Origin of the sequence: Spirobacillus cienkowskii (assembly GCF_037081835.1) — a bacterium.
Taxonomy (GTDB): Bacteria; Bdellovibrionota_B; Oligoflexia; order Silvanigrellales; family Silvanigrellaceae; genus Silvanigrella; species Silvanigrella cienkowskii.
In genome coordinates, this window is the sequence record NZ_CP146516.1 from 2,506,538 (window position 1) to 2,524,708 (window position 18,171).

Genomic DNA, 18,171 nt, shown 5'->3' on the forward strand with positions numbered 1-18,171 from the left:
ATTATTTGTTTTTATTTATCTAAAAAAATTTTAAGAAAAAAATTGAATTCTTGTTGCACCGAATTTAATGATAACGATTTTCAATATTAAAATTTTTAATTATACTTTAAAAAAAATTTATGAAATGCTAAAACAGCTTCTGGCGAAATAGCATCGGGTCTTGTTTCTTCTGTTACTTGAAATGAATTTGCCAAATGCCAAAATTCTGCAGTTTTTCCGGGATACTTATTTTCTAAATTTGTTAATATTTGCAACAAAGCTCGCCTTAACATTTTTCTACGTGCACTAAATAATGTTGCTGTTAGTATACCAAAAGCATGATCTTCTTTTTCAGATTGAAAAGAAAAAGGCTTAGGAGTTAATTGAACTATTGCAGAATTAACTTTGGGTTTAGGAATAAAACAGTGAGCTGGTACTTTAAAAAGTTTTTTAACTTCAAAAAAAAGCTGCATTCTTATTGTCAATCTTCCATAGGCTTTTGACGCCGGTTTCGCAATTAACCTATCTGCAACTTCTTCTTGAAGCATAAAAATTCCATGACTATAATGTTTTGCATGTGTCGAAAACCAAAATAAAATTTCGCTTGAAATATAATACGGTAAATTACCAATGCAAATACATTCAGAGTTTTCATTTAAATTAGTGTCCATTTTTGGCGTCCACTTTAAAACATCTGTTTGAATAACTTCAAAGACATTTGGATAATTTAATTCTAGTGTCTCTTTTAATCCCTGAACGGCTCTTTGATCTTTTTCTAATCCTAAAACAGAAATCTGTTTTTGCAGAAGCGCTTGTGTTAAAGCACCCGACCCTGGGCCAATTTCATGGACATATTTTTTTTGATTCGATTTAAAAAGAGAAAAAATTGAGTTTGCAATATTTTCTATAATATCTTTATCATTAAGAAAGTTTTGGCCTAATGTTTTTTTTGCATGAAGATGGAATGCTTGATTTTTGGGACTGTTATTAATTTTTCTTTTCATATTTTACCTATTTAAACACAATAAATAACCCAGCTACTTAAAGCTATTTGCTTTAAGTCATAGATTGTGTCAAGTAAAATACAAAATTATCAAGCTTAAATCTAAAATAACCTTTAAAGTTAACTTTAGAAAGCCTGTTTAAAAAACAAAAAAGCGCTGAAATCAGCGCTTTTTTGAATCTTTTTGTGCTACAGGAGCTTCTGATTGCTTTTGTTGCGGAGCTGCTGCTGTAGATTTGCTTTTATCTTGTTTCTTCTTTTTTTTGTTATCTTTACTTGGCATTATTTCCTCCTTATTTTTATATCGTTACTTTATTATGATAGGTGACAAAAAAAATTATTGCAATGCAAGTGGCAACTTTTTAATAAATATTTTTGTAAGGATGCCAATCTAAGATATACTGCTTTATAATATTTATAGTTTTAAAACATATTAACTTATAAAAAAATTAGAAGGTCAGCCGTTCGGCACCAACCTTCTGGGTCATTCTTCTGAGGAAGAAAAGTGGAATGATAAATATGTGAGGACAATGCTATGGCGAGAGGTCAAAGGAAGGTATTTATTGGGTTGGTAAAGAAGCTCAATAGTCCGAACACGTTTGTTTCATGGCTTCTGTCAAGGTTATAAACTCAACTTATTTTAAATTGCAAGCTTTCAAGAGAGGTATCTCAAAAAAAAGCATACCAATCCTTTTTTTTGATCATCCAAAAAAATATAAGAATATTTGATATTTTGCTTTTACAGCCCCTCCAATTTATATGCTAATTTAATTTTTTTTATAAAATTCAACGATTTAAAATTTATTTTCACTTGAAAAACAAAATTCAACTTTGCTCTAAATTTAAGCTAAGACACTTATTTTTATTGTATTTTAATCATTTAATTAATATCTTTTAATATATTTCAATTTTAATATTTATTTTTAAAGATATTCCACCAATTAATTTAAAATAATTTCGGAGTAAAACAGGTGTTATCAAATCAATTATATTCCATAACGTTTTCTAACTTTTTTTATATTTTCCAATTTTCCACGAACAGTACAAACCAATCCACTATTGTCATACTGTTCATGAATCACCCTAAGGGTTTCTCGAATATGACCAATAACACCCTGAATCGAATAAGGAATAAATAGCTTTTCATCCACCATATCCCTCTCAAAAAATTCAATCAAAAACTCTCGTAGTTTTTTTATATCAGCATCGATATGCGCAGAAAGAAAGAGAGCAGTAGGGTACTCTTGCTTTAAACTTATTCTTTTTTCTTCTGTTATCAAATCAACTTTATTAAAAACAATTTGGTTAGGGTAATCTTGAGTGACTCCAATACTTGTTAAAGTTGATTGAGTCACCAATAAATGATTTCTCCAATTTTCATCAGAGGCATCTATCACAAACAATAATAGCGAAGCATTTAACGCTTCTTCTAGCGTAGAATGAAATGATACTACCAAATCATGCGGTAATTTTCTAATAAACCCAACAGTATCTGTTATCAAAATTTGCGGACGTGTTTCTGGATATAATGCACGAACAGTTGTGTCTAATGTTGCAAACAACTTATCAGCAACCAGGTTTTCAGCGCCAGTTAAAGAACGCATCAATGATGATTTGCCTGCATTGGTATAGCCAACTAGCGCAACGCACTCCACTTCATTTCGTTTTTTTCTTTTAATTCCTTGTTCTTTTTGAATCAGTGCAATCTCTTTTTTTAATTCTGCAATGCGATCTCGAATACGTCTTTTATCAAGCTCAATATTGCTTTCACCAGACCCTCTCCCGACGCCTTGTCTTTCATTATTGCCGCTTTCTCTAATGCGAGGTGCCAAATATTTTAAACGAGCAATTTCAACTTGAAGTCGCGCTTCTCGCGTTTTGGCATGCTTACTAAATATTGCAACAATAACTCCTGTACGATCGTACACTTCAACGTTAAATGCAGTTTTTAAATTTACAATTTGCGAAGGAGTGAGTTCACAGTCAACAATGACTGCATCAATTTTAGAAGAATCTGTTTTATCATCATCTTCTAGCTCTTCGTCTTGTGCTTCATTATTTTGCTGAGACGTTGGATCATCTTTATTTTGTTTCATTTTTTTAGTTCGTGATTTTATGACACCAGAACCATTTGTCATTTTAGCAATTTCTTGGAGTTTGCCATCTCCTAGCGGAATAGCACCAAAAAGAGATTGGCGTCTTTGAAATGTTGTTCCTGCAACCTGATAACCCAAAGTTTTAACTAGTTTAGATAACTCTTGTAATGATTCTTGATTTTCTAAATCACTCACATCTGGGGTTGGCACACCAACAAGTAATGCCCTAAGAGGCTTGCTTTGATTAATTTCAATTAACATAAAAACCTTTGATAGTTAAATTTTGAGACAACATAAGAGATACCAATCCTTTATCAGATCTCAAGATTAACAACTTTATCACGGTTTTAAATTTATTAAAAATTTTACAATAAAGTGGGAGTAGAAATCGGTGGAGCCCATATCCGGGCTTGAACCGGAGACCTCTTCCTTACCAAGGAAGTGCTCTACCGCTGAGCTACATGGGCACAAACATTTTTAGGTGAAAGTTGATTGTAGCTTTCAGCTTAATTGAGCAACAAACAGCTAAAATAGCATTTAACATAAAAAAATGGAGCGGGTGAAGGGGCACGATCCCTCAACATTCAGCTTGGAAGGCTGACGCTCTAGCCAATTGAGCTACACCCGCGCAATCTAGGCAATCTTATAACATGGTGGGGAGGGGCAGATTCGAACTGCCGAAGTCGTAAGACAGCGGATTTACAGTCCGCCCCATTTAGCCACTCTGGAACCTCCCCGAAAGTATGGAGCTGGCTAAGGGAATTGAACCCCCAACCGCCTGATTACAAATCAGGTGCTCTACCAATTGAGCTAAGCCAGCCTACGTCTCGGTGAAGATGTGGATAATGTATTAAAGCCAAAGTTGTCAAGCAATCTTATCAAAAAAAATTTTTCCGTTCGTCAGAGTGTTTCAAATTAAATTTAACTAAATAAAATTATAAGGAATTTTTTACAGTCACTCAATTTGACTATTTCAACTTCTCAATATTGAGATAAAATTACTTAAGAATAAAAAACTTAAGGAGAAAACAGATGCTCCTCTTTTGTCTGATCAAAAGAATATTTACCATAAAAAAATGGATATTAATTTTGTCAATAATGGCAAATTTTAAAACTATTGCACAACAAAATGTTTACACGAGCGAAGACGAAATGCGCGAAATATTTTCTTCTGGAGGATATGGAGCCTTATTTGGGGCAACAATGGGAATTGCCATTTTACCATTTTTAACAGGTTCGTTTATTGAAAATATCAGAATTACTGCCGGAGGCGCCTCTATTGGCTTTATGCTCGGTAGCGCTTATGGACTTTATAATATTTCTAAAATGCAAAACAATTCTTACTTTAACTACATGCCAGATAGTGATGAACATTATTACTATAGTATGCCTCCATTTGTTCCTAGCCAAGGTTATAATCAAAACAAAAAAGAGACAGAAAAAAGCATCGCCAAAAAAAGACCACTACCAAAAGCGGGAGCCCTTATTGTAGGAAATGGCAGTGAAATTGGCCTAGCTTTTCCAACGTTTTGGGTAGGAAAAAATCAAATTGGTTTAGTTGTTACATCTTTAAAGTTTTAACCAGCCAAAAAATCTTTTTTCAATAAAAAAAACACACTCCAGAAAAAAGCATTTATTTTTTGCATCAGAATGATAATGCTGCCATAAATACATTGAGATTGACTTTCTTCTTTAGTCTAAAATTTCTTACCGTAAAATTTTAGACTAAAGAAGAAAGTTCAAATAATACAAGCACAAGTCAATAAAGAGGCACGTATGAACGTACACTATTTTAGTCCTGGCCCAGCTCGTTTACCAAATACAGTTCGTAATCAAATTCATGAAGAACTGCTAGATACTTTTGGTATTGACGTAAGTATTATGGAAATTTCGCATCGTTCAAAATATTTCGAAAAATTAAATGAAGAAACACATGCTATTGCTAAAAAAGTTTTTCAAGTTCCTAATACTCATTCTATTTTGTTTACATGCTGTGGAGCACAACAGCATTTTTCTCTAATTCCACAACACCTTTCTATTGCGGGTGATGAAATTGCTTATACCGACACAGGTGTATGGTCTCATTTAGCGTGCGAAGAGGTTTATGCTTTACCGAGAACTGTACACTTAGTGTATGATGGAAGAAAATACGATTACAAATCTTTAGGCAATCCAAAAGAGTGGCAAATACCAAAAAACTCAAAGTACGTCCATATCACAGTTAACAACACAGTTTACGGAACAGAATACGCAACAATTCCTACATTTGAAAATATTCCGTTAGTGCTCGACATGACAAGCTCATTAGCGGCACGTACCGACATTCCTTGGGAACAAACAGGCATTATTTATGCAAGTGCACAAAAAAACTTTGGCATTGCAGGAGTTTCTGTTATTATTATACGCAACGATTTACTTGAAAAAAGCCCTCTTATTACAAAACAAAATTATGTTGCCAAAGCTTTATCATACCACGCAATACACGACGCCAAAAGCGCATTAAATACACCTCCAGTATTTTCAATATATGCAATGAATCGTATGTTAAAATGGATTGATCAAGTGGGCGGAACAAATACTATGGAAAAATGGGCACTTGAAAAAGCAAAAAGAGTTTACACAGAAATTGATTCTGGCTTATACATTGGCAGAGTTGAACATCAATATCGCTCTCGCCATAATTTTGTTTTTAAACTACCAACAGAAAAACAAGATGAACACTTTATTGCAGAGGCAGCAAAAGAAAATCTTCTTGAAATAAAAGGATATCGCTCTGTTGGTGGTGTAAGAGCCTCTATGTATAATGGCGTCAGCCTCGAATCAGCTTGTGTATTTGCTGAATTTATGCAGCATTATCGTAAAAAATTTGGATAAATATAATTAAACATCATCACGGCCTGCAATAAAATTTTCTGCTGCTTGAGTTGTTGGATTTGTAAAAAACTGTGCTGTTTGCGTGTATTCAACAGCAGTTCCATGCTGCATAAATAGAGTCCAATCTGTGACTCTACTTGCTTGATAAAGATCATTAGTGGCCCATACTAGTGTTGTATTTGTACTCATATTTAAAATCAAATTTTCTGTTTGTTTTAATAATACAGGATCCATTCGTAAAAAAGCATCATCTAATAAAAATACTTTAGGCTTTCTAATTAGCGCTCTAATAATTGCTAACTGCTGTAAAAATGGCAATTCTACTTGGCTTGGCAACAACTCTGCTAGAGATGCTATCATGGCTTTATTATGCTGGGAAATTGGTAAATTATCGATTAGTTCATGAAAAGATAAAATTTCTTTAGCGCCAACAAGATTTTGTGAAATAGCAAAGTTTTCAGCAATAGATACAGGTAACCAAGCACTTTTTTCAGAAACTAACGCAACCTGAGAATAAATTAATTTCAAAACATTAGAGTTCGGTTTTTTATCAGAAAAAACAGCTCCTAATATTTTTATTTCCCCTGTTTGCTTAAAAGAATTTAGTAAAAATTTATTATCAATTTCCCAAATTAACTGAGCAATCACAGAAAGTAACAAACTTTTACCAGATCCTGTAGGACCAATAATAGCAACAGATTCACCCTCATTTATAATAAAAGAAAGATTTCTAATTGGTGAAACAAATCCAACAGAAAGAGAATAATCTGCAAAAGAAATTACTGGATTGGGTTTGTTACCAAATACTTCTTCCAAAAACACCCCCAAAATAAATAAAAGAGTTGTGGACAAAATAAATCCACAACTCAAGTATAATGTTTTTTTAAATTATTTTCTGTTTTTTATTTCTGGATAATTTTCATTAGTAGGTCCAACATATTTTGCTGCTGGACGATAAATACGATTGTCTCGCCACATTTCAACAATATGCGAAGACCATCCTGCTACACGAGCAACAGCAAAAATAGGAGTAAAATCAATAGACTCAATTCCCATTAAACGATACATTGCGCCAGACCAAAAATCGACATTAGGCCATATATAGTCTTTTGAAGTTTTACTAAGCTCTTCAATCATTGTGTCATGAACAATTCTGAGTGTTTCATACGTGTCTTTTTCTTTTTTAGAAGCCACGAGTTTTTCTAGCATGCCACGTAAAACTTTAGCTCTTGGATCCATAGTTCTATATACACGATGACCAAAACCCATTACTTTTGCTTTAGTCGCAAGCGCATTTGCAACCCAAGCTTTGGCATTTTGTGGTGAGCCAATTGCATCAGCCATTTCGAGAACTTTTTCATTTGCACCACCATGCAATGGACCAGAGAGCGCGCCAATTGCAGCAGAAATAGAAAGAGATAATTTAGCTTCAGTTGATGCCACAACTCTAGCGGCAAATGTCGAAGCATTAAAATCGTGATCCAAATGCAATATAAGTGCAACATCAAACATGCGAGACTCGTCTTTGTTTGGAACTTCACCTTTTAACATATACAAAAAGTTTTCTGCATGCGATAAATTTATATTTGGAGAAATAACAGGTAGACCGCGGCGATCTCTTGAAATAAATGCAACAGCTGTTGCAAGCTGACTAATTATCTTAATTGCATTTTGGATATTTAATTCTTCTGATTTTAAATTCACAGGATTTTCATCAAATCCCATTGCAGCAACAGCAGCTTGCAAAACGGCCATAGGGTGTGCGCTGCGTGGCGCTGCTTTAATAACAGCTTCAACAGTTTTAGGCAAAACTCTGTGAGACTTCATTTGAATTACAAATTTATTTAATTCATTTTGAGTTGGCATTTTTCCATAAAGAGAAAAGTAAACACATTCTTCAAATGTTGATTTTTCTGCAAGATCTTCAATAGAAATACCACGGTATATTAGTCTTCCAACTTCTCCTTGCACCTGACTAACAGAAGTTGCATCAGCAACGACTCCAGCTAAGCCTTTAGAGAACCCATTTTCATCTGACATAACTTATTCCTCCCTAGGTAAGCTCAAAATAATATTGAAATATTTTTATTTTTAACGTTTCACTACTATATAAATAGGTCATGCGTTTAAAATTCTATACTCCTGTAATCCTTCTGTTACAACTATCGACCCTGAATAGGTTCTCTTAAGTTTTTTTTGCATAGTTAAAATATTTAGAACTTTCTCTTGCTAACTCTTTGTAACTTTCTGGTTTTCCTTCTTTAAGTAACCAAGCTTCAAACCATAATAAACACTCTTTGTAGCTTTCTTCGCTTAAAATTCCGCGAAATTTCTGTATTGCTAAAAAAACTCCATAAGAAATTAGTACATCAACAGCGCAATATTCTTCAATTTTTAAAAAATCATTATTTATATAAAATTTTTCTGCAACTTTAGAACCATCCATCCCAGTCATTTTACCACCAAGCCCCATACCGCGAGCAAGAGTATCTAGTCCTACTCTTGCATTTTTCACATCATAATTTGTAATAAAATTCATAAGATTGAAAACTTTATCCGAAGCATATTTGTAACGATAAGAATCTGAACCAAGATTTTTAACATATTCTTCAATTGGACAGGTTATAAAATTAATTAAACTTCTCTGCTCAATAACCATTAAATCAAAGTTAGAAATATTATAACCACAAAAAGTAACTGGGAGTTTTTTTAATTTACTTTTTTGATATTCACTCAAATATCTGTTTTCAATATTAAAATCATACCAGCTTTTATGAAAATCTTGATATTTTATTGAAAACAACCAAAACTCTTCTAAAACTTTTTTTTCATATTCTCTAAACTCTTGATAGGTATTAACTTTTGGAATAGTTCGTTTAAAGCCATCCATGATTGTATATGTTTCTGGATTTACAAAAACTGCACAAATAGAAATTACAGCATGAAAAATAGTTTTAGGAAAATCAGTTTGAGATTTGTTTTTAAACTCTTCATAATATATATAATTATTCCAATCTTTTTCATAATCAAAGCTTGAAGACAAATTAAAATTTTCGCTATAATTTAAAAATATAAAAGGAATATCTGGAACAGTTTCAATATCAAAAATTAGGATAGGCGGCTGCGGTCTTTGAGCTTTTAAAATCGTTTGAGATGGATTAATCGTCATTTTAGAGCCTCTCTCGAATCAGTAAATTTCCATAACTTATGCTTACTACAAGTTTTATAATTTTAAAAACTTGAGGAACAAATTTTATTAAAAGAAAATTGGTTAGTTATTTTTTGAATAAAAAAAAATTTTTTATAAAATAACTAAATTCAATTTTTGTAAAAAATACATGATTAAATTTGATAATAAACAATTTAATTTATAGAAAACCAAAAAATATAAATAAATTTATTTAATAAATTTTTTAAATTTTATACAATTAATTATAAGATAATTAAGGAGAATTTTTTATTATTATTCTCTTTTTTAAATAAAAAAAAAGCTTGCCAGACAAACAAATTCAATTTAAAAACTAATATCGGATTTTCCAGTTCTTTAAAATTGTTAAATTTGCAATATCCAAAAAAAGATTACTTTTCAGGAGAAAATTTTAAAATGAATATAAGAAATATATCCTATCGTTATTGTACTGGCGTGTCTAAAATAGACTTTTATCCATTTTGCGAAATTAAAAATCTTAAAAAGCTTGGTTACTTATTATTAGTACTCAAACCATTTATTGATAGAGATAATCAACAAGAGGGTATACTAGAAAATTACTCTTTCGACCCAGAAAATAATAGTTTTGAAGCCACTGTATCACTGACTGCAACTTGGCAAGATGGGACACCTGTTAGTAGCTTTGAAGCCGCAATGGCTATTGCTAAAGGAATTACTTATAGAGAATATTCTTCATTTATACGTGTCAAAGGCACAGAAGACATAAATAAGCCGGGTTGGGAAACAAGAAAATATGCGGGAGTTGAGATAATTTCCCCAATTAAATTTAAACTTTATTTTGAAACACAAATCGAAAAAATATTAGGTGTTTTAGAAGAAGCTTTAAGCTTTACAGCCGCAGGGAATGTCATATGGCCTGTTCGGATTAATTCATCGACACACAAAGAATATCACCCAGAAAAATTTGACCTGGTTAGCAAATACCCTATACGTTATGAAAATGGTAGTTATTTTTTGAATGCATTAGGCAATCAAATTGAACTCTGTACATCAAATTCACATGAAGGATTCGATTTCTATTTCAATTCTTCAGATTTTAATAAGTACAAAAGAGTAAATGAAACTTTTGAAAGTTTTAATGTTAATAGAAGTCAATATATGCAGACATTTATAGCGATATTTGATTCCAAAAGCGCAACTTTTGCAGAAAAAGATACGCGATTGGCAATTTCTAGTATTTTGAGATCTATTGCATTAAGTCTGTCTGATAATGACAACTATTATATTGCCAAAAGTCATTTTGAAAAAAATGAGCCTGGAGACTCAGAAGAAACCCAATGGCCTAAAAAACTTGTACAAATTCCAAACCATATTCGAGAAATTAAAATTTCTATTCCTTACGGGTCTGCCAAAAATAAAGTCATGTTAAAGTTCGAACAATATGCTAATAAATCCGGCGTGAATATCTCTTGGATAGATAAGTCATTAGAAGAAAACTCAACAGCTCGAGCTGATCTCCAAATTTTTATTGATAGAATTCATAATAACCGCCAAATTTGGTTGCAAAGCTTATTAAATTCAAGCTTTACAACAGAATACCTAGAAAATTTTCCAAAAACTTTAAACAGTTTAAAAGAGATCACAGTACGATCTGCAGCAACAATTCCTGTTAGCGAAAAAGAGCTGAGTAAGTTTGAAATAGCGGCATATACCGAAATTTCAATTGTACCTATTTTTAGGTTTTATATGCATTCATTTTCAAGAAAAAAATTACCTATTGTTCTAAATATTTCTAAAAATAAAGAACTTTACTTCTCTTTAAATAAAAATTAACTAATGCTTTGAATAGGTTTCAATTTATGTCTTCATTTTTAAAAAAAGTTTATACAAATTCTTTAGCTCTAATGACAGATTTTTACCAAATTACGATGGCTTACGGATATTGGAAAACAGGTATTGCAGAACAACACAGCGTTTTTCATCTTTACTTTAGAAAAAATCCTTTTCATGGAGGATATTCTATTGCTTCCGGACTTGAAATTGCCATAGAATTTATAAAAAATTTTAATTTTCAAGAAAGCGATCTCGAATATTTAAAATCTTTAAAAGACTCTAACAGCAACTGTCTTTTTGATCCCAAATTTTTAGATTATTTAAAAGATTTAAAATTTACTTGCAGTATAGAAGCTGTTCCAGAAGGCACGGTCATTTTTCCAAACGAGCCAATTCTTAGAATTTCTGGTCCCATTGCACAATGCCAACTTCTCGAAACACCACTTCTGAATATCATCAACTTTCATACACTTATTTCAACCAAAGCAGCTCGTATTGTTAACGCTGCAGAAAACATACCTGTATTTGAGTTAGGAGCCAGAAGGGCGCAAGGAATTGATGGTGCGCTGAGCGCCAGTCGAGCTGCTTATATTGGTGGTTGCAATGGAACATCGAACGTTCTTGCTGGAAAAATATTTGGAATTCCTGTTAAAGGAACCCACTCACACAGTTGGGTAATGTCTTTTGCAAACGAATTGGATTCTTTTTACGCAATTGCAGAATCTATGCCAGATAATGCAGTTCTTCTTGTTGATACATATAATACTATAGATGGTATCAAAAATGCCATTAAGGTAGGGCACTACCTAAAAAGTAAAGGAAAAACTCTTAAAGGAATACGCTTAGATTCTGGAGATTTAGCACAATTAAGTAATACTGCTAGAAAATTATTAGATGAAGCAGGATTTAAAGACACAGCTATTATAGCTAGTAACGATTTGAACGAATATATTATTACCAAACTCAAAGAAGAAAACTCAAATATATCATCATTAGGCGTAGGCACCCAACTTGTTACTGCATTTGATGAACCTGCTTTAGGAGCTGTATATAAGTTATCTGCTATTTATATCAATAACGAGTGGAAATATAAAATTAAAATTTCAAATCAGGCTATTAAAATTTCAACACCTGGAATTTTACAAATTAGAAGATTTCAATCCAATAATGAATATGTTTCAGATATGATTTATGATGAACTATCTTTTAACCAAAAAGAAGAAAATAGCACCTATTCTTTAAGCAATTTCAATTCTTCTATAGTAAATTCTAATAAAAATGATTTTCAAGATTTATTAATTCCAATATTTAAAAATGGAAATTTAGTTTATGAATGCCCCAATATCGAAGAAATCAGAAAAAATACCCTCAATAATTTAAGCAAACTCAATCAAAAATACAAAAAAATATTAAATTCTGAAATTTATCCAATTGGTTTAGAAAAAAATCTTTACGAAATAAAAGAAAATTTAATTAAAGAAAACAAATAACAAACTCACTTTAATAATTACTTTTTAATTTTATTCTATTTAAAATACAGTATGCACAAGGCACAATAAATAAAGTTAGCAAAGTTGATGAAATTAATCCGCCAATAACAGTAACTCCCATACTAACACTTCCTGCTTCTTTACTAAATAACATAGGAATCATTCCGGCAATCATTGTAAGAGTTGTCATCATAATAGGACGAAATCGAACCTGAGTAGCTTCTAAAAGAGAACTGACAACATCATTACCTTGCGTAATTTTTTGCTGCGTAAACTCTATAAGTAAAATTGCATTTTTGGTTACAAGACCCATCAACATAATAATTCCTATCATAGAGTAAATTGTTAAAGGCTGCCTTGTTATTAATAACCCAATAAACGAACCAGAAAATGCAAAAGGAATACTCAACATAATCGATAAAGGAGCTTTAAAGCTTTCAAATTGAGCAGCGAGTACCATAAAAATAAAAATACAAGACAATAATAAAGTATAAGCAACCGTTGAAATTAACTCTTGTAAACTTTCTGCATTACCGCTAAAATTATTTGAAATATTAAATGGTTTTGTAGAATTTACAAACTCTTGAATTTGCATTGTAACCTTATTTAAATCAGAACCTAAATAATTTGCAGTAATTCTCATCATATTATTACCATTTAAGTGACTAATTACAGCATCAGAGTAAATATTTTCAATAGATGCTACACTTGATAACAAAACAGAAGAACCGTCTTTAGTCGGAATTAAAACCCCATTTAAATCGGACAAAGTTTGATTTTGCAATAAAGGTAGCATAATTTTAATTTCATAAAATTTGCCATCAGCATAAAAATTCCCTACTTTTACACCACCGTAAAGTAATTTTAATACATTAAAAATTTCTTTTGGATCAACGTTTAATGATGCTGCCTTTAAAAGATCTGGTACTACTCTCAATTCTTGAATTGGATCTTCTAATGAACTTTTTATTCCAGAGATTTTTGGCAAAGTATGCATATATTCAATAACTTTTTTTGAATATTCATTAATTAACTCTGTATTCATTGAAAACAAATTTACTTGTATAGGTGGATATCCATCATTCATCATAAATTTTTCTTTATCAGATCGAAGAAATTTTTTTGCATCATTTTGCAAAAAACTAATAAATTCATTTTTTGAAAAATTTCTTTTACCAGATTCTACAAGCGTAATTATATATTGAATGTTACTAAAAGAACTATTTTTTCCTGAACCAACATTCATAACTACATTTTCAACACCAGAAAGTTTTCTAATATATTTATCTAGCTCTTGCCCCCTAGCAATTGAAGAATTTAAGTTAGTCCCTTTTTCTAAATAAAAATTAAAATGTGCTACATTATTATTTTCTTCTGGAACAAAATTTTTTGGAACAAAATTAAGCAATACTATACTTAATATAAATATTATAAAACCTAAAAATACTGAAGATTTTTTATATTTTAATACTTTTTGTAATAAATTTTTATAGACAATTTGAACCTGATCTAGTTTTGAATTAAACTTAATTTCAAAAGGATTTTTATTAGAGCTATTTTCAATATTTTCTTTCAAAAATTTGCTACTTAACATTGGAACTAAAGTTAAAGCTACCAATAAAGAAATCAAAACCGCAGTTGCAACCGTTACGCCAAATTCATAAAAATATCGCCCAAACACTCCATCCATAAAAGCAACTGGAATAAAAACTGCAACAATTGCAAGTGTAACTGCTATTGCTGCAAATCCAATTTCGCTTGCCCCATCTGCAGCCGCTTTAAGCGGCTTTTTTCCCATTAATAAATGTCTGTGAATATTTTCTATCACAACAATAGCATCATCAACTAAAATACCAACCGATAACGTTAAAGCAACTAAAGTCAAATAATTAATGGAAAAATTTAAATAATTCGCGACAAAAAATGTCCCTATCAACGAAACAGGAATTGCAACTGCACAAATTAAAGTATTTCTCCAATTATGCAAAAAAACATAAACAACAGCTACCGCAAATATTATTGCCAATATCAATTCAAAAATACGAGAGCGAACGACTTCTGAAATAAAGTTTGAATTATCATTAACAATTACGATTTCAATATTTTTATTATTATCAATATTGTATTTGTTAATCATTTTTTTTACATTTTTACTAATATTAACAACATTTCCTTGTGATTTTTTAAAAACATCTAAAGAAATAGTTTTTTTACCATTTAACTCACTATATGTAACAGGATCTGCATACGTATCTTTAATTTTTGCTATATCTTCTAAGCGAATAATTGTGTTATTTTTTAAATTTAAAGGTAACTTTGCAACAGAGTCTATTTGTGTAGGAATACTATAAGTCGATATTCCTACATTTTTTTCATTTCCTCTCAATACACCAGAAGGTTCATTTAATATTTGATTTTTAATATTTTGTTCAATTTCAGTAGGTGATATTTTCATTGCATGAATAATAGATGGATTTAATTGAATTTGAATTTCTTTTGTTTGATCACCATAAACAGAAACATCACCTACACCATCAATAGTTTGAAGATGCGCTTGTAAATCATTATTAACAAAATCTGACAATTCTTTAAAAGAGAGAGTATCTGAAGTAACACTTAATGACATTATACTATTATCATCATCATTAATTTTTCTTATTATTGGAGTTTCTACCCCAGAAGGAAAACGGATAGCATTTAATTTATCACGGACATCAGAAACAGCATTATCAATTTTTATATTTAAGCTAAATTTTAAAAAAACTCTCGCACCATCTTGGTAAGCAGAACCCCGCATTTCTTTTAACCCAGACACTCCTTTTAATTCATTTTCTAAAGGTTTTAGTAATAAATCTTCGGCGGTTTTAGGATTTACTCCGGGATAACGAACACTGATACTTACAAAAGGCAATTCAACATTCGGATTTTCTTGCACTGGTAGCTTTGGAAAACTCACTAATCCAAATATTAAAATTAATAAATTAATCATTGAAATAAAATATGGTCGTTTAATAGAAACTTTTGCTAAATACATAAAAACTCTCTTAAGATTATGCTAAATATTTATAATATAATTTCCAAAAATGAGCCTGGAGATAAATTGTCATTAAAACCATCAATTTTTGCATAAATATCAAATGTTCTTAAAGATGGATCAATAACAGGAACAACTTTATCAACAAAAGCAAACCCTGATTTTCCAGTAATTGGGTTATTGATTTCTATTTTCATTCCTGTTTTAAATTTATCATAATAAGTAATAGGAATTTTTGCAGAAAGCTTATAGTTTTTTATTTGAGTAATTTGAAATACTGGAACTCCAATATTTAAATAATCTCCTTTATATTTATATAATTGTGTAATAACTCCATTGTATGGAGCTAATAATTTAGTAGAATTTAATATATACTCTTTACCTTTTAAATTTTCTAAGGCAGTTTTTAATTCTAAACTATTTAAAATTAATGTATCTTTTTCTTTTTCTAAAGTAGCCTGATTGACTATTCCATTTTTAAATTGCATTTCAATTCGGTTCACAACTTTTTCTTGCTGTGCTATTGCCATTTTTCGTTTTTCTACTTCAATTTTTGCTGTATTAACATCTAATTCAGCTTGCTTATCTTCAAGTGAAGCAAGCAATTGTCCTTGCTTCACTTCATCCCCAGGCCTAACATATGTAAATTTTAAGGATCCAGAAGTTAAAAAACCAAGAGAGCTTTGATTTTCTGGAATAAGTGTTGCAGGAATTCTAGGGTTAGAAATTTTTTTATTGCTTGAATCATTTACACTTGATTCTTGATTTGTAATTTTATCTTGCTCATTCTTAATATTTAAGTCAACAGAACTTAATTCTTGTTTTGTATTATCAATTTCATTTTTTTCAATATTATTGTTTGTTAATTTTGTATCAGAAGTATTTGGCAAAGACGCTTTTTCATTTTTTTTAGTACAAGACATTAAGAAGAATGGTAAAAGAACAACATATAATAAAAATTTACTATTTAAATTTTTTTTCATATAATTAACCTCAATTTTTTAGTATTTAGGGATATTACCAACTTCACCTTGTAGTTTTATCCATGATAAATCAATATCACTACGCAATTTTGCAAGATTTAACTTAGCACTAACATAAGAATTTTGTACATTTAACAATTCTGATGCACTTAAATTTCCGGTTTTATATTTTATTTTAGAAAGCTTAAATGCTTCTTCTAATGTGTTTGCTGCAAGCTTTATTTTTGGAAAAACTTGAATTGCTGCTATTAAGTTTTGGTAAGACTCAGTTACAGACGAAATAATTGCATATTTTTTAGAATCCATTTCTGTTTTTAACTTATTCAATTCGTAAACTTTTGTCATTTTATTTTCGACCGTTATTGCTCCATCCCAAATATGCCAATTAAAATTTAAACCAAAGCTTAATGGATTAGACGTCGATAAATCAGAATTTGAAGATGAAGAAAAACTTTTTTGATAATTTATAAATGCATCAAGTTTAGGAAAAAAATCAAACATACTTTGATTGATAGAATCATTTTTTGCTTTAATGTTATAATTTAAGCTTTTTATTTCGCCTCTTAAATTAAGAGATTTTTCAATTAAGAAACTTAATTCAGGAATTTTTTGTTGCTCAATATTTAAAAAATTATCTTCTTTTAACTCAATATTTAATTTGTTATCAATTTTTAATATATTTTTTAAGTTCGCAAGGCTATTTAAATAATGATTTTTTGCAGTTTCAAAATCGCTTTCTGCATTTAAAAGCTTTGCTTGCATTTGCAAGAGATCTATTTTTGTTTTATTTTCATCACCGCTTTCAAACAAAGTTTTTGTTTCTTGATATTGTTGGTTAGCGTTGTCTAAATCAAATTTTTTTATCTCAATATTTTGTAAATCTTGGTAGGCTTTTATAAATGCAATTGCGCCAGATACTCGAGCGGTTATTTTTGTGGCAGTAAAATCTTGTTTTGCCGCCTCAGTTTGGGAGGTAAGCTGCCCTAATTTATAACTGGACTGTAAAATACCTGTAACAGGCTGAGTTACAGTAACGTTGAGTAAATTTGCGTTTTGCAGTTGATTCATATTGATATTCGAAGGACTTTGTGGAGTCCAAGTGTATTTAGCGCTCGCCATTACCGAAGGAAGCATGTTAAAATAGTTTAAAAAATGGACATTTTGGTAATAATCTACGCTTTGCTGTGATTGTTTTAATTCCGTTGAGTTTTTTTCTGCAATGTCCATAGACTCAGATAAGGTTAGAACAGCACTAGGTAAAGTTGCTGACTGTATGTCTTGAGCTAACAATTGCTTATGAAATACCAAAAGAAAAATAAATATTTTTTTAAAATTCATCATAAATTATCCATTTTTTATTTTTATTAATAAAATAAATTAACGATATAAGAATATTTATAATTTGTTAAAAAAGTAATCTAATTTTAGATACTATAATTAAAAACAACAAATACAAATTACGCAATATAATTTTATAGATACTTTGTCAACAATTTAAAAAGATATTTAATCCTTTTATTATAAAATAACTTACCATTTTTTATTAAAAATTAAAATTAATTACCAATTATCAGCCATAAGTAAAGCTCTTGAGGAATATCAAACCTTCGACCTTTTAAATTCTTTTGCAAGGATTCCTTTTTGAGATGCACACCATCAAGTTGGACAATGGCTTGCTTTAGCATTAGAAATACGTTGTTTAATAAAAAT

General features: G+C 30.4%; 12 protein-coding genes and 4 tRNA genes. 4 read left to right on the forward strand and 12 right to left on the reverse strand.

Going from position 1 to position 18,171, the window contains the following annotated elements; translation table 11 throughout:
• Window positions 1–95: 95 nt before the first annotated feature.
• From rsmA to Spiro2_RS11300, 6 genes are all read right to left on the reverse strand, one after another.
• Window positions 96–983, reverse strand: a complete 888-nt coding sequence (gene rsmA / locus Spiro2_RS11275) for a 16S rRNA (adenine(1518)-N(6)/adenine(1519)-N(6))-dimethyltransferase RsmA (RefSeq protein ID WP_338635927.1) — start codon at window positions 981–983, stop codon at window positions 96–98.
• 985 nt (window positions 984–1,968) lie between these two features.
• Window positions 1,969–3,339, reverse strand: a complete 1,371-nt coding sequence (gene hflX / locus Spiro2_RS11280; RefSeq protein WP_338635928.1) for a GTPase HflX — start codon at window positions 3,337–3,339, stop codon at window positions 1,969–1,971.
• A 131-nt stretch (window positions 3,340–3,470) separates the two neighbouring features.
• Window positions 3,471–3,545: transfer RNA gene (locus tag Spiro2_RS11285), tRNA-Thr, on the reverse strand.
• Between the two features lie 84 nt (window positions 3,546–3,629).
• A tRNA-Gly gene (locus tag Spiro2_RS11290) sits at window positions 3,630–3,706 on the reverse strand.
• A 23-nt stretch (window positions 3,707–3,729) separates the two neighbouring features.
• Window positions 3,730–3,815: transfer RNA gene (locus tag Spiro2_RS11295), tRNA-Tyr, on the reverse strand.
• Between the two features lie 7 nt (window positions 3,816–3,822).
• Window positions 3,823–3,898 (reverse strand) — tRNA-Thr (locus Spiro2_RS11300).
• 212 nt (window positions 3,899–4,110) lie between these two features.
• Between Spiro2_RS11300 and Spiro2_RS11305 the strand changes: the two genes are divergently transcribed.
• Together Spiro2_RS11305 and serC are read left to right on the forward strand one after the other, a co-directional pair.
• Entirely contained in the window at window positions 4,111–4,659 is a 549-nt protein-coding gene (locus Spiro2_RS11305; protein WP_338635929.1) for a hypothetical protein, read from the forward strand.
• A 195-nt stretch (window positions 4,660–4,854) separates the two neighbouring features.
• Window positions 4,855–5,952 (forward strand): 3-phosphoserine/phosphohydroxythreonine transaminase, encoded by a 1,098-nt coding sequence (gene serC, locus Spiro2_RS11310; protein WP_338635930.1) that lies wholly within the window; start codon window positions 4,855–4,857, stop codon window positions 5,950–5,952.
• 6 nt (window positions 5,953–5,958) lie between these two features.
• Here the strand turns inward: serC and Spiro2_RS11315 are convergent, their stop codons facing one another.
• From Spiro2_RS11315 to Spiro2_RS11325, 3 genes are all read right to left on the reverse strand, one after another.
• On the reverse strand, window positions 5,959–6,768 hold the full coding sequence (locus tag Spiro2_RS11315) for an ATP-binding cassette domain-containing protein (protein ID WP_338635931.1): 810 nt from the start codon (window positions 6,766–6,768) through the stop codon (window positions 5,959–5,961).
• Window positions 6,769–6,840: 72 nt separating this feature from the next.
• Window positions 6,841–7,992, reverse strand: coding sequence for a citrate/2-methylcitrate synthase (locus Spiro2_RS11320; protein ID WP_338635932.1), 1,152 nt, complete (start codon window positions 7,990–7,992; stop codon window positions 6,841–6,843).
• A 145-nt stretch (window positions 7,993–8,137) separates the two neighbouring features.
• Window positions 8,138–9,121, reverse strand: a complete 984-nt coding sequence (locus Spiro2_RS11325) for a hypothetical protein (RefSeq protein ID WP_338635933.1) — start codon at window positions 9,119–9,121, stop codon at window positions 8,138–8,140.
• A gap of 435 nt (window positions 9,122–9,556) precedes the next feature.
• Here Spiro2_RS11325 and Spiro2_RS11330 point away from each other — a divergent pair, with 435 nt between their 5' ends.
• Window positions 9,557–10,954: a hypothetical protein gene (locus Spiro2_RS11330; protein WP_338635934.1), complete on the forward strand. Its 1,398-nt coding sequence runs from the start codon at window positions 9,557–9,559 to the stop codon at window positions 10,952–10,954.
• A gap of 26 nt (window positions 10,955–10,980) precedes the next feature.
• Window positions 10,981–12,444, forward strand: coding sequence for a nicotinate phosphoribosyltransferase (locus Spiro2_RS11335; protein WP_338635935.1), 1,464 nt, complete (start codon window positions 10,981–10,983; stop codon window positions 12,442–12,444).
• 10 nt (window positions 12,445–12,454) lie between these two features.
• Here the strand turns inward: Spiro2_RS11335 and Spiro2_RS11340 are convergent, their stop codons facing one another.
• From Spiro2_RS11340 to Spiro2_RS11350, 3 genes are read right to left on the reverse strand one after another with little or no spacing between them, the layout of a single operon-like run.
• The gene (locus tag Spiro2_RS11340) at window positions 12,455–15,478 is read right to left on the reverse strand and encodes an efflux RND transporter permease subunit (protein WP_338635936.1); all 3,024 of its coding nucleotides are present in this window, start codon (window positions 15,476–15,478) and stop codon (window positions 12,455–12,457) included.
• Between the two features lie 29 nt (window positions 15,479–15,507).
• Window positions 15,508–16,461: an efflux RND transporter periplasmic adaptor subunit gene (locus tag Spiro2_RS11345; RefSeq protein WP_338635937.1), complete on the reverse strand. Its 954-nt coding sequence runs from the start codon at window positions 16,459–16,461 to the stop codon at window positions 15,508–15,510.
• 18 nt (window positions 16,462–16,479) lie between these two features.
• The gene (locus tag Spiro2_RS11350; protein ID WP_338635938.1) at window positions 16,480–17,802 is read right to left on the reverse strand and encodes a TolC family protein; all 1,323 of its coding nucleotides are present in this window, start codon (window positions 17,800–17,802) and stop codon (window positions 16,480–16,482) included.
• Between the last annotated feature and the right edge of the window lie 369 nt (window positions 17,803–18,171).